This is a genomic window from Nonomuraea sp. NPDC049607 (genome assembly GCF_040675375.1).
Classification (GTDB): Bacteria; Actinomycetota; Actinomycetes; order Streptosporangiales; family Streptosporangiaceae; genus Nonomuraea.
Genome location: NZ_JBFAOV010000050.1, coordinates 1 through 12,700, shown reverse-complemented (window position 1 = coordinate 12,700; position 12,700 = coordinate 1). Strand labels below are relative to the sequence as shown.

At 68.9% G+C, this 12,700-nt stretch carries 13 protein-coding genes; 8 read left to right on the top strand and 5 right to left on the bottom strand.

The features are described 5' to 3' along the window. The first annotated feature begins 322 nt into the window (after nt 1–322). Nucleotides 323–1,720: a glutamate decarboxylase gene (locus AB0J97_RS46965; RefSeq protein WP_357706307.1), complete on the top strand. Its 1,398-nt coding sequence runs from the start codon at nt 323–325 to the stop codon at nt 1,718–1,720. 251 nt (nt 1,721–1,971) lie between these two features. On the opposite strand, the gene AB0J97_RS46960 is transcribed toward AB0J97_RS46965, so the two are convergent. Then, a complete protein-coding gene (locus tag AB0J97_RS46960) occupies nt 1,972–2,634 on the bottom strand; it encodes a DUF4097 family beta strand repeat-containing protein (protein ID WP_364102637.1) in 663 nt (220 codons plus the stop codon). 178 nt (nt 2,635–2,812) lie between these two features. Further along, on the bottom strand, nt 2,813–3,631 hold the full coding sequence (locus AB0J97_RS46955; protein ID WP_364102557.1) for a hypothetical protein: 819 nt from the start codon (nt 3,629–3,631) through the stop codon (nt 2,813–2,815). Between the two features lie 124 nt (nt 3,632–3,755). Here AB0J97_RS46955 and AB0J97_RS46950 point away from each other — a divergent pair, with 124 nt between their 5' ends. After that, entirely contained in the window at nt 3,756–4,328 is a 573-nt protein-coding gene (locus tag AB0J97_RS46950; RefSeq protein ID WP_364102554.1) for a hypothetical protein, read from the top strand. Between the two features lie 57 nt (nt 4,329–4,385). Here AB0J97_RS46950 and AB0J97_RS46945 read toward each other — a convergent pair whose 3' ends face one another. Next, complete coding sequence (locus AB0J97_RS46945) at nt 4,386–5,441, bottom strand: CU044_5270 family protein (protein ID WP_364102551.1); 1,056 nt, start codon at nt 5,439–5,441, stop codon at nt 4,386–4,388. Between the two features lie 205 nt (nt 5,442–5,646). Between AB0J97_RS46945 and AB0J97_RS46940 the strand changes: the two genes are divergently transcribed. Next, entirely contained in the window at nt 5,647–6,135 is a 489-nt protein-coding gene (locus tag AB0J97_RS46940; RefSeq protein ID WP_357706302.1) for a GtrA family protein, read from the top strand. A gap of 16 nt (nt 6,136–6,151) precedes the next feature. On the opposite strand, the gene AB0J97_RS46935 is transcribed toward AB0J97_RS46940, so the two are convergent. Beyond that, nucleotides 6,152–8,314: a hypothetical protein gene (locus AB0J97_RS46935; RefSeq protein ID WP_364102547.1), complete on the bottom strand. Its 2,163-nt coding sequence runs from the start codon at nt 8,312–8,314 to the stop codon at nt 6,152–6,154. A 227-nt stretch (nt 8,315–8,541) separates the two neighbouring features. Between AB0J97_RS46935 and AB0J97_RS46930 the strand changes: the two genes are divergently transcribed. From AB0J97_RS46930 to AB0J97_RS46920, 3 genes are all read left to right on the top strand, one after another. Then, complete coding sequence (locus AB0J97_RS46930; protein WP_364102544.1) at nt 8,542–9,267, top strand: class I SAM-dependent methyltransferase; 726 nt, start codon at nt 8,542–8,544, stop codon at nt 9,265–9,267. 110 nt (nt 9,268–9,377) lie between these two features. Further along, entirely contained in the window at nt 9,378–9,941 is a 564-nt protein-coding gene (locus AB0J97_RS46925; protein WP_364102541.1) for a dihydrofolate reductase family protein, read from the top strand. Nucleotides 9,942–10,438: 497 nt separating this feature from the next. Then, nucleotides 10,439–10,882 carry a GNAT family N-acetyltransferase gene (locus tag AB0J97_RS46920; protein WP_364102634.1) on the top strand — a complete coding sequence of 148 codons (444 nt, stop codon included), beginning with the start codon at nt 10,439–10,441 and terminating at the stop codon, nt 10,880–10,882. Nucleotides 10,883–11,015: 133 nt separating this feature from the next. Here AB0J97_RS46920 and AB0J97_RS46915 read toward each other — a convergent pair whose 3' ends face one another. Next, nucleotides 11,016–11,150 (bottom strand): hypothetical protein, encoded by a 135-nt coding sequence (locus tag AB0J97_RS46915; RefSeq protein ID WP_364102538.1) that lies wholly within the window; start codon nt 11,148–11,150, stop codon nt 11,016–11,018. A gap of 52 nt (nt 11,151–11,202) precedes the next feature. On the opposite strand from AB0J97_RS46915, the gene AB0J97_RS46910 reads away from it, so the two are divergent. Next, nucleotides 11,203–11,772, top strand: coding sequence for a helix-turn-helix domain-containing protein (locus tag AB0J97_RS46910; RefSeq protein WP_364102535.1), 570 nt, complete (start codon nt 11,203–11,205; stop codon nt 11,770–11,772). A 321-nt stretch (nt 11,773–12,093) separates the two neighbouring features. Then, the gene (locus tag AB0J97_RS46905; RefSeq protein WP_364102532.1) at nt 12,094–12,606 is read left to right on the top strand and encodes a DUF6461 domain-containing protein; all 513 of its coding nucleotides are present in this window, start codon (nt 12,094–12,096) and stop codon (nt 12,604–12,606) included. Nucleotides 12,607–12,700 lie beyond the last annotated feature (94 nt).

The window sequence follows — 12,700 nt, the reverse complement described above, 5'->3', positions numbered from 1 at the left end:
CTCACCACCTCGGCCCGCCCTGGGCCTGGTACGCGCGTACAGACCCCGGACGTGCCGGCGCCTGCTCGCGCGGCATGACCTACCCGCAAATCCGACAAAGGACCACATTGGCGGAAAAAAGGGACGCGGAGTTGGCGCGGAGCCGCGAATCCGACCCACCCCATCAGCGCCCGTTTAGCCCCAACTGGCCCCGACCGAGACCCCACACCTACCCGCAGCCATCGCAGGACTCCGGACCTCGGTATGAAAGTCGTTGACGGACAGTAAAAACTTGCCTACTGTGAGTGCTCGACATCACTCAACGCATCGAGAGGTGAAGCTCATGCTCAGACGAGTCGAATCCGACCGGTGGCAGGAAGCGCTCGATGTCAATCCCCTCTACAACGGGCTGGTCCCCGAAGGGGGCGTCCCCCGCTTCAAGATGCCGACCAACCCGATGAACCCCAGCGCGGCCCAGGCGCTCATCCGCGACGAGCTCCTCCTCGACGGCAACGCCCGGCTCAACCTGGCCACGTTCTGCACCACCTGGATGGAGCCCCAGGCCCGCGAGCTCATCGCCGAGACCCTCGACCGCAACATCGTCGACCACGACCAGTACCCGCAGACGGCCGACATCGAGTCGCGCTGCGTCAACATGCTCGACCACCTGTGGAGCGACCCCAACGGCGCCAGCGTCGGCTGCTCCACCGGCGGCTCCAGCGAGGCGGCCATGCTCGGCGCGCTGGCGATGAAGTTCCAGTGGCGCGAGCGGCGCCGGGCGGCCGGGCTGCCCGTCGACAGGCCCAACCTGGTGATGGGCACGGCCGTCCACACCTGCTGGCCCAAGTTCTGCCAGTACTGGGACGTCGAGCCGCGCTGGATCCCGATCGAGGAGCCCGCCTACACCCTGTCCCCCGCCCGGCTCAGGGAGTTCTGCGACGAGAACACCATCGGCGTCGTCGGTGTGCTCGGCTCCACGCAATGCGGCAAGTACGACCCGATCGAGCAGATGTCGGCCGAGCTCGACCGGCTGGAGGCCGAGCGCGGCCTGAAGATCCCGCTGCACGTCGACGCCGCCGTGGGCGGCTTCATCACCCCGTTCCTGGAGCCCGACAGGGTGTGGGACTTCCGGCTCCCCCGGGTGCAGTCGATCAACACCTCGGGCCACAAGTTCGGCCTGGTCTACCCGGGCGTCGGCTGGATCGTCTGGCAGGAGCCGGACGCGCTGCCCGAAGACCTGGTGCTCTCCTGCGACCTGCTCGGCGGCAGCATAGACACCTTCACCCTCAACTTCTCCCGTTCCGGCGCGCCGGTCGTCGCCCAGTACTACAACTTCCTGCGGCTCGGCTTCGAGGGCTACCGGGCCGTCCAGCAGACCTGCCGTGACGTGGCGACCTACCTCGGCGAGGAGATCGCGAAGCTCCCCGAGCTCTCGCTCATCGCCGACGGCTCGGAACTACCGGTGCTCGCCGTACGGACGGCTCCCGGCTTCGACGGTTTCACCGTCTTCGACCTGGCCGACCGGCTGAAGATCCACGGCTGGCAGGCCCCGACGTACTACCTGCCGCCCAACCTGGAACACATCGCCGTCATCCGCTTCGTCATCCGCAACGGCTTCAGCCAGGACATCGCGGGCAAGCTGCTGGCGAACCTGCGTACCGAGGTCGAGTACCTGCGCAACAACCGGGTTCCGCGTCCCCGCACGGCTGCCGACGGCACCGGCGTACCGACCGGACGATAGGAACGATCCACAGCCTAAGTCGAAGGCGGCCCCCACAGCTGGGGGCCGCCTTCGCCGTGTCCCGGCCGCAGCCGATGAAACGCAGAAGAGGCCCCGAAGGGCCTCTGGTCTGCCTTCAACTACAAAGTACGAACCGCGCAGGCTGGGCCGATCTCCCAGTCCTGCCGACAAGAGCGCCGGGTTCTCCGGATCGGGCGCGACTTCGTGACGACCTCCGCAACTTGGTCCGCCTCCCTTCTGGAGGCCGCGGGTCACAGGCTGCGGGCGGTGATGTCGCCGCTGGAGGTGGTGGCGTGGATGTCGAGCTCGACAGCGCCGTCGTTCTTGAGGGCGTTGGTGATGCGGCCGTGGTCGGTGCCGGCGTCCAGGGCCGCCGAGACCCCGGTGGCGGCGGCGATCGAGATGTCACCGGACTGGGTGCGGAGCACGACCTTGCCGCCCGCGGCCTCGGCGATACGGATGTCACCCCGTGCAGTGGTGATCTCCGCTGCGCCGCCCAGTCGGCCGATCTCGACGTCGCCGTCGACCGCGGTGAGGCGGAGGCTTGCGGCCTCTTCGATCTTGATCTGGCTGTACGCGCCGTCGAAGGTGACGTCGCCGAGGCGGCCGGCGGTCCGCAGTTCGGCGCTGGCCGCCTTGGCCTCGACGTGGGAGCCGGCGGGCAGCTTGACCGTCACCTCGATGGCTCCGGACGGGCCGAGGTACTGGTTCTTCACCGGGGTCACGACGCGCAGCACGCCGTCGGCGTAGTCGATCGTGGTCTGCTCCGCGGCCTGCGCGTCGCGGCTCTTCGAGGCGTTCGAGGGCACGACCTCGACCGTGGTCTCGGCCTGGTCGGCGGCGACGAAGTGCACGCGTCCCGCGGGGATGTCGAGGATGGCGCGGATGGCGGCGGGGGTGGCGAACGTCTGCATGATGGTCTCCTGCGACTCATGGTTCTCGGGTAGGTGGCCCAGTTCGCGGCCCGGAGGCCGCATCGCTGAACCGTTCATGCATTCAGCATGTCCGTCCGCTCTGATACGGGGCTGTCGCCGCCCTGACACCACAACTGACATGGGGACGCCCTGGTCGCCGCGCGGGCGGGGCAACTTGTCAGTGGTCTTGGCCGCTGCTCCACACAGTCGATCCGGCCTCGGCCGGTTGGTCGCGCGGGGCGGCAAGGTCGTGGGCGGAGCGGGCCAGCCAGATCATGATCAGGACGCTGGAGACCACGCCGAGAGCCTCGACGGCGCTTCCCTCTTCCGCGAACGGCAACGCCGCCAGCATCAGGAGGATCGGCACCACCAGGGCGGCGACACCGTACTTGACGGTCGCCGTCCGCCAGCGGTCGTCGTCCCATTGGGCCCGCAGGATCAGAATCGTCCAGGCCAGGACGGCCAGGCCGCAGACCAGCTCCATACTGTCCGGGACAGGCAGGCCGACGAGGCCGAGCACATCCATGAGGGTCAATCCGCCGTACCCCAGCACCCCCGCGCCCCGCATGTACTGCCGGCCGGGGCCCAGCACCCGCATGAACAGCAGCACCAGCACGTACATCGCCGCAGAGTCGATCACCGCGACATCCACCGGGAGCCACGCGGTGACGTGGAGCAGCCACGTCGTGGCCGTCGCGACGTAGAGCGCCACGCGCAGCCGCAGGATGTCGCGGTCCTGCCGGGGCGGCGGGCCCGCGAGCGGCCCGCGCAGGACCTCCCAGATCCCCCATGTCCAAGACAGCCCGGCCACGATCAGGAGGAGCAGGTTCCCCCCTGTCACCGTGACGTCGTCGGTCACGGCCGAGAACACCGTCAGCCCCCACAACGGGCCGAGGTCGCCGGAGATCAGGGTGACGACGGCGGCTGCCGTCAGCGCGGCACCGTACAGACCGGCGACGAGCAGGGCGGGCAGGGCTGAGCGGTGACGACGTAACACGAGAGGCTTCCTTGGGGGGGCGGAAGGACGGGGGTGAACGCCTCACCCTACAAGCGATCATGGAGAGTGGCGTCAGGCCGGAACACAATGAACTTTCTTCACGTCCGTCACCTCTAACCCGGATGTGAACAAGCTCCAGAAGTTAGTCGCCCTGTCCGCGCTGCCGGTCGTCGCGGCGCTCATGCCGCTCCCGGCCCAGGCGGCGGCTCGGCCGTCCTGTCCCGTCCCGTCCAAGGCCGAAGTGAAGCGGTCAGCCGACACCAGGATCGACAAGCCGCCGCGAGGGGCCGCCGCCATCAAGGGGGTCCGTGTCGGCCATGTCCCGAAGGGGTTCACGTCCGGGCAGGTCCTCGTCAACAAGCACGACAGCATCACCGAGTACGGCTACCAGTGGACCGACGACCGCGACGACGTGGACCGCCGACATCGGTCGCTGTGGATCAGGGTGGTGTGCTGGCCGAAGGCCAAGTCGCTGGCACAGCTCAAGAACGGCCCGTTCGACCTCGGGACGTTCTCCGGAGACACCAGCACCGTGAAGATCGGCGACCGTCAGGTGCTCACCCAGGAGGGCGACGGCGCACTGGGCCACGGGCGGTACGCGGGCTGGGTCGAGCGCAAGGGAGTCGTGGTCACCGTCATGGCCAGCCAACCTCTCGTACCCGAGCTCACGAAGATCATCAGGAGCATCCGACTCTGAGCCCGCACGGGCACCGGCCTTCCACGACGCCTACGGATCCCCCGGCGGAACATCGCGTCAGCAGAACAGCGGCTTGCCGGCGTTCTTGGGGACCTCCGGCATCGAGTCGACGACCTTCACCGTCATCACCGCCATGCTGGAACGCGGGGTCTCCTTGACCTGTCCGCCCTGGGGTTGTCCGAGCCAGCTCCGACAACCGAGGAACCGGTACGTGCCCGGCTCGAAGATGAGCTCCCCGCGCTCCCAGCCGCCGTCGGGGGTCGCGAGCTTGAGGGAGGCGCCCACCCCGTGCCGTCCGGCGGAGTCGGTGAGGTCCGGGACGATGGTCACATTGGGCATCCTGGACAGCGCGCCGAAGACCGTGGACCTGGTCCCGGAGGAGGCGAGCGGGTTCTCCACCAGCCTGAACAGCTGGCTCCCCACGGTCTTCTCGACCCGCATCTCGATCTCGTCCGCGCCCAGGTTCGTCTCTGCGCGTCTGCTCTGGTCCGAACGGACGAACGCCTCCGCGTCCTGGCGGACCTTCGCCAGGGCCTGATCGGGGTCGACGGGAAGCTCGTCGGCCTGAGGAAGCCGGGCCGATCCGCCTGTGCGGCACTGTCCCGCGCGTTCGTACTCCACCGTTCCGGGAGACTGGAGGTGCATCGGGTCCCGTCCGTCGGTGACGTGTGTCTGGCCGTACGTCGAGCGCGTCAGAGCCTTGTCGGCGTTCCCGCCCGGCAGCCACAGCTCGCGGCGCACGTCCTGGGTGTATTCACCCTCGGAACCGGAGCCCCGGGTGACGGCCTTCTGGTCGACGTAGAGGAACTGTCCCCCTGGTCGCGTCTCCTCCCGTACCGCGACGAGGGCCGCGTTCCGCAGCAGCTCGGCGGCGCCGGCCGGGGCCGCCCCGAACGGAGCGGAGTCGTGATCGCCCCGGACCACCACGAGCCCCGCGGTCACCGCCGCGGCGAGGCCCATGGCCGCGCCGACTCTCATCGTCCACCTGCCGCCCGGGAGACCGTGAAGAGGCCGCCGAGGTGACCGCGCCGGCCGAGGGAGGCCGGCCCGGTCGCCCTCGATCTCCTCGGAGCCAGGGACGGGCGCTGGGACAGGTGAGGTCGAAGCGGTCACGGCTGCGAAAGGCGTGCCTTTCAGGTGGTTACGTCGAACACACCTGGTTCGGCGAACCCCCGATCCTTCTTCACGGTTTCTCGCGATCTCCACGGCCGTCCGAAAAGTATGGATTTACCAAGGTGATCGACTGGTGAGAAGATCGGGGGTGCGCAGAACAGCTAGAGCAGTACTCGCGAGGTTGCCGAAACCGCTGCACGCACTCGTGCTGAAGCACCGTGAGCTGCTGAAGTTCGTGGTCGTGGGCGGAGCCGCGTTCCTGGTGGACAACGCGACGTTCTACGGGCTGAAGCTGACCGTCCTGGAACCGAAGCCGGTGACCGCAAAGATCATCGCGGTGCTCGTGGCGACGATCGCGTCCTACGTGCTGAACCGCGAATGGTCGTTCCGGACCAGGGGCGGCCGCGAACGCCGTCATGAGGCGGCGCTGTTCTTCCTGGTCAGCGGCATCGGTCTGGTGCTCAGCACCGCACCGCTCTGGATCTCCCGGTACGTGTTCCATCTGGAGACCCCGGACGTGAGCGTGCTCACCCAGGAGGTGGCCGACTTCATGAGCGCCCAGATCATCGGCACGCTGGTCGCCATGGTCTTCCGCTTCTGGGCGTTCCGGAAGTGGGTCTTCCCCGACGAGAAGGCCGGGTCCGGCAGGATGCGACTGCTTTCCGTTCCCGATTCCACGGACGAGGCGGCCTGACCGCGCCCCTCATGGCTCACGGGGAGGGAAGGTTGAGCGGGTTGGTCACGACCAGGTCGAAGGAGTAGGAGTCGTCGATCCAGGCGATCACCGGCCGGCCGCGGCCGTCCAGGGCCATGGCGAGGCCCGGGCCGGGAGTGTGTTCGCTCTTGGCCACGGGGGTGTGCGTGCAACGGGTACCCCTGCAGGTGGCGACGACGATCTGGTCGCGGTCGAGGTCCTGGTAGGCCACCACGGTCCGGCCGGTCTCGTCCACCGCCAGCGCCGGGGGCAGGTGGTCGTCCCCCGGGGTGGACAGGACGACGGTGTCGGCCTGCGAGCACGAGGGGTTGCGGCAGTCGAGCAGCCTGACCGACCCGTCGGCCGAGTCCCGGTAGGCGATCAGCGGGCGGCCGTCCTCCCTGAGCGCCATGGTCGCGCCGGTGGGGCCGTCGTTCTTGCCCGAAGCCCACGTGAAGCCGCCCTGGACCGGATGTTCGACGTGCACGGGGTCGCAGGTGTCGTCCTCGCAGGTGATCACGGCCAGGGAGCCGGTGTAGTCGTCGAAGCAGAGGACGACGGGGCGGTCGAGCGGGCCCGCGGCGACGGCCAGGCCCTGATCCTGGTAGCGCGACGTGCGGGAGGGCAGCTTGGCCAGGTCCTTCGTCCGCGGCTTCGTGCAGGCGGGGTCCTCGCGGGTGGTGACGGAGAGGATCTCGCCGTCCCCGTTCCGGCGTACCTGGGCGATCATCAGGCCGCCGTAGTGGCTCGGCGCCAGGGCCACCAGCCTGTTCTCGTCCTTCACCTCGCCCAGGGACCGGCCGCCGGCCGCGGGCAGGCAGCCTTTCGCGTCGCACATCAGCAGTCCGAGCCTGGCCCGCCAGGTCTCGTCCTTGCCCTGTGGGGTCCAGGTGGTCAGCACGATCCGGCCGTCGGGCAGCCGGGTGCCGGCCGACCGGGGATCCTCGTCGGCCTGGGCGGGCTCGGCCCACGCGTACCGGTAGTGGGCGCAGGCGCTGTCGGCGCAGGTCAGCAGCTTCGCCTGGTCGAACCCGTCCATGAGCATGACCATGCTCGATCCCTGGCCGGCGAACACGGCCCGCAGATCCCGCGTGCCGAGCGTCGGGGCGGGGCGCCCGTCCTTCCGTATCGGCGGCTCACGACGTGTCCAGGACGCCGTGACGACCGTCTGGTCCACCTCCAGCCAGCCGAACGGGTTGACCAGCATCGTGCCCCCGTACAGCAGGCCGGGCAGCAGCAACGCCGCGAGCACCGGCACCGGCCTGGCCGGGGACGGCTCGCTCTCGGGCAGGCGCTCGACGAGCCCGTCGAACTCGGTGGCCGTGCCGCGCAGCGCCAGCCGCCGCAGGTACAGGCGGGCGATCACCGTCGCCTGGAACGCGGGGAAGGCCAGCCCCAGGACCGAGGTCGCGACGCCGCCGACGAGGGGATGTCCCGAGGCCGCCCACTCCACCGCCTGCCGCGCCGCGACCGGAAGAGCCAGCACGCCGAGGGCCAGCGTGAACGAGCTGGACCAGAAGCCGCTCTGGGCCGGTCCCGCCGCGCACGCCAGCCGGTACCCGCGGGCGATCGCGCTTCCCGGCGACCGGCCTTCCAGCACCACGGCCGCCATGCCCAGCAGGCACGGCATCGCGATCAGCAGGAGAAGGCCCATCACGAAGAACGCCCCCGGCAACGGCCCGTGCCACAGCAGCACGCCGATCCCCGCCGCCGCGATCACCGCGCACACCAGCACGGCCAGCAGCGCCAGCGCCAGCATCGCGGGCAACCTCCGCGCCGCGGCACGCATCGCGTCCGGCACCCGGACGCGCCTGCCGGTCAGCAGCCCGGCGGCGAGCACCACCGTGGCGGGCAGGACCACGGCCTGGGCGGCCAGCACGAGCGCGGTCGCCGCCGCCGTCCACGCCAGCAGCGGCCCGACCGGCGGGTCGAACAGCTCGAACGAGCCGTTGACCAGCGCCGCCGACCCGTCCACGACGGGCGCCAGCCCCAGCAGGGCCAGCAGGCCGAGCGGCACGAACACCAGCGCGGCCGGTGTCGCCAGCCGGATCAGGTGCCGGGCCGTGGCGGCGTAGGCGAACCAGACCACCCAGCCTCGCCGCATGCCCTCGCGCGGGTCCTCCACGCGGTCGGTGCTGCTGGGGACGTCTGCGCGGGGTGGCGCCTCAAGCTCGGCCATGGGAGCTCCTGAGGGGGGAAGGGTTCCCACGAGCCTAGGTTTCACCCGACGCCCGGACCGGGCCGCAGACTCCATCGGCATCGGATCGAACCCACGGCGGGACACGTTCCGTACTCCAAGAACGCGACGGCCCCCCTGGACGGAGGCGTCTCGCGGACGTGAAGACGTGCGTTCCCGCCTCGATACTCGGTGGCCGTTCGGTCTTGGCCCCGCATACGTTCGGCCGCATGGCTGACGAATGTTTCGGGGATCCACGCCTCGCCGTGCTCTACGACCCGCTCGACCCCGACCGCCGCGATCTCGACGCCTACCTCCGGATGGCGGAGGAGTTCGAGGCTCGCCGGGTGCTGGACATCGGCTGCGGCACAGGCGTGTTCGCACTTCTTCTGGCCGGCCGCGGGATCGAGGTCGTCGGCGTCGATCCCGCTCAGGCCTCCATCGACGTCGCCCAGGCCAAACCGGGCAGCGAGCGAGTGCGCTGGATCTGCGGTGACGCGACGGACCTCCCGCCGCTGCAGGTCGACCTGGCGACGATGACGGCGAACGTCGCCCAGGCCATCGCCGATCCGCCGACCTGGCAGAGGACGCTGCGGGGAGCCCGCGAAGCGCTGCGGCCCGGAGGGCGGCTGGTCTTCGAGACCCGCGATCCGGCCAGACGCGCCTGGGAGGAGTGGACCCGCGAGTCCTCCCACGACGTGACGGAGATCCCGGGCGTCGGCTCCGTCGAGAGCTGGGTCGAGCTGATCGAGGTGAGCCTGCCCCTGGTGACGTTCCGCTGGACCTACGTCCTCGCCGCGGACGGGCAGGTGCTCACGTCGGACTCGACGTTGCGTTTCCGGGAGCGGGAAGAGGTCGAGAGGGATCTGGTCGCCCACGGCTATGTGGTGGAGGACGTTCGCGATGCGCCTGACCGGCCAGGAAGGGAGTTCGTCTTCCTGGCAAGGCGTTCGTGATCGCCCAGCGATGACTTCCGGGTGGCGTCGGTGTCCAACCGCATGGACGACAGGCCGCGACGCCCACACGCACGTCCCTCCATCAGGCAGAGACCCCCGGAGATCTGATCATGCGGAAGCTGATAGCGACAGTCTTCAACTACTCCCTCGACGGCCTTCTCGCCGACGAGGGCACCGAGTTCTCGACGTTCTGCTTCGACCTGCCCGAAAACCGTCAGCCCGACGAGCCCGCGCACCTCGACTTCCTCCGGAGCGCCCACGCGCACATCATGGGCCGAACCGCCTACGAGAGCATCGCCCCGGCCATGACGACCTCCACCGACCACCCGTTCGCCGACATCCTGAACCCCGCGCGCAAGGTCGTCTTCTCCCGGACCCTGAAGACGGCCGACTGGGCCAACACCACCATCGCCGCCGGCGACACGACAGAAGAGATCGACAAGCTCAGGTTGGGCGGCGACGGCCACGTCATCGTCTGGGGCGGCGTCAGCCTCTGGCGGTCGCTCATGCGGCTCGACCTGATCGACGAACTCCGGCTGAGCATGTTCCCCTACGTCGCGGGCGAGGGCACCCGGCTGTTCGACGGCGTCCCCAAGTCCTACCGGCTCGACCTGGTCTCCAGCACCGCCTCCGGCAACGGGATCGTCTATCTGCAGTACCGGCGACACCGCTGACCTGCGACAGGCTTTGGGGCGGGGTTCAGCTGGTGAGCAGGAGACTGTCGACGAGGCCGGTGGCCGAGGAGATGGGGGCGGTGCCGAGCAGGCAGCCGGGCGGGCTGCCGTAGTAGCTGATACCGCTGGTGACGCGGGTGGCGGCGTCGCCGAGGTAGCGTCCCGAGGTGACGGTGCCGGTGAAGACGCTCTCGGCGCCGGTGCCGTCCGAGGCGACCGCGCAGGTGTCGTAGGAGTAGCCGCCGGTGACGGTGATGGTCTGCGCGGTCGTGGTGGCGGGAGGTGAGAAGGTACGGGCGAAGCTGCCGACGCATTCGACGTCGATGCCGGCCGCGTACGCCTGGGATGAGAGCGTGCAGGCGGCCAGGGCCGGCAGCAGTGCTGCGGCCCAGCGGCCGAGGACGGAGCGATGGCCAGGGCTCCTCGGACGCCGATGACGCTGCCTCGATGGACCGCCGCTCGACCGTGCTCAGCTGCCTGGCATGCTCTGTGGCGTGATGATTCGTACTGCGACGCGCCGGGATCTGCCCGCGATCATTGCCCTCCTGGCTGATGAGGACACTGTGATTGATCCCCGGACCGTTGAAGTCGACGAGGCGTACGAGCGGGCCTTCAAGGCCGTCGACACCGATGAGCGAAACGAAATGCTCGTTCTCGACGAGGGAGGCGGCACGGTCCTTGGCTGCCTCCAACTGACGTACATCCCTGGCCTGGGACGACACGGACAGGAGCGGGCTCTGATCGAGGCAGTCCGAGTGCGTGCCGATCGACGTGGGGCGGGACTTGGACGCGAACTGCTCACCTGGGCGATCGAACGTGCACGCGCCCGCGGATGCACCCTGGTGCAGCTGACCAGCAACAAGCAGCGCACCGAGGCCCATCGCTTCTACGACTCCCTCGGCTTCGTCCGCAGCCACGACGGGTTCAAGCTGTCGTTCTAGCCAGAGTGCGAGCCCGCGCCGGCCCCTTGTCCCGGCGGTCCAGCGGTCCAGCGGTCCAGCGGTCCAGCGGTGGCGATGGTCCGCAGGGCGGCATTGCCGGTGGAACTCCATGCAGGTGGGTACTGCTGCGGGGTCAGATGCTGCCCTTGCGTTCGATGACCAGGATCCTCGCCTCCTGCACGGGGTGCGCGACGTGTTCGTCACCTGGCTCGGCGTAGCAGACGCGGCCGGGCGTGAGCCGCTCTCCGCAGAACCGCCGTGTTTTCAAGATCCAGTAGATGCCTTGAGCAATTTCACCTGCCGGTCATACCGTCGTGCTCATGCGACATATCGATGACCCGGACGTCCTCAAGGTCTTGACCAGCCGCTTTCGGATGAAGCTCTTCGGCCGCCTCTGCCGGATCGGCCCGATCACGGTGAGCGAGCTGGCCAGACGGATGGAGGCCGACCCCGGCCAGGTCAGCTATCACCTGCGGCAAATGCAGAAACACGGCTTGATCGAGGACGTGCCGGAGCTGGCCCGGGACAGCCGGGAACGCTGGGTGCGGGCATCCATGGGCGGGTGGGCATTGGTGAGGGACTTCGAAGCCCCGGAAGCACGAGCCGCGGCGCAGGCGTGGACTTCACAATGGGTGATCGACCAGTTCGAGCGGCTGCGCGATTTCGAGCGTACTCACATGACGCTTCCCGAGGACTGGCGCAACGCGGCCTTCGGCGGCAGCCACCACCTGAGGCTCACCAAGGACGAGCTCGCGCAACTCGCCGACCAGCTCTATGCCGTGTTGCAGCCGTGGCGTGAGCTGGCCAAATCGCGCGTCGAATCGAGCGAGGCGCCGCCGGACACTCGGCCGATTTTCATTTTCTACCACGCATTCCCCGAAGAACCCTGAGGAGCCTTCCGTGTATGCCATGTATGAGGAGTGGGGCCGCGCCTGCCTCGCCGAGCAGCGAGCAGAGGCCGCGCGGTTACGCATGATCCCGCCGCGTTCGCGCCGGCCTGTTCTTCTGCGCCTTCGCGGCCGGTTCGCAATCACCCTCCGCCGCCTCGCCAACCGCCTCGAACCTGCCTGATGGTCCCTACGGGTATTTGTCGACGGAGATCTCCAGGGCACATGGCAGGGGGCCCGGTTCCACCACTCGAAGTAGAGCCACTTTTCGTCGGACTCACATGCCATTCTCTTCGTGATCTGTCCCACGAGAAGAGGATCCCCGTGAGCGGCTACGACTGGCTTGAGGACGACGCTTTCTGTGCAACCTTCGTCCGCGGTCTCACCCCGCGCGAGGCGCTGGCCCGCCTCGGCATTGACGTGTTCGACGGGGATGACGAGGAAGGCGATTTCGAAGAAGGGCTGATCTGCGCGCGGTCGGCCAAGGGCGGGACCATTCTGAGCGAGTGGAACGGCTTCGCCGGAACGCTGCCCGAGGTGCTGCGGCTCTTGTCGGCCGGGACGGTCACCGCGAGTGTCTTCGTCAACGTGAACCGGGACGCGTCCTTCGACCATTACGCCGACGGTCGCGTCATCCTGACCTTCGATCCGCTGTTCGGCGGCAACGAGGACGATCTCCCGGACGACTACCTGGCCGACCGGATCGAACTCGGGCTGACCGGCGACAATGCGGAGGGCGGGCTCGCCGCTGCGCTGCTGCTGGCCGAGCGCATCACCGAGGTGCGGCCGAACGCGTCAAGTGACGTGGTGGCCGCCCATGGCGTTTTCGAGTACTGAGAGTGCAGTTTGCGAGCCTATGCCCGTGATGCCGCAGTGTGATCGTAGGGATTTGTAGCGTTACCGCCGTTGGCGGGTCCGGTCGTGCTGTGAT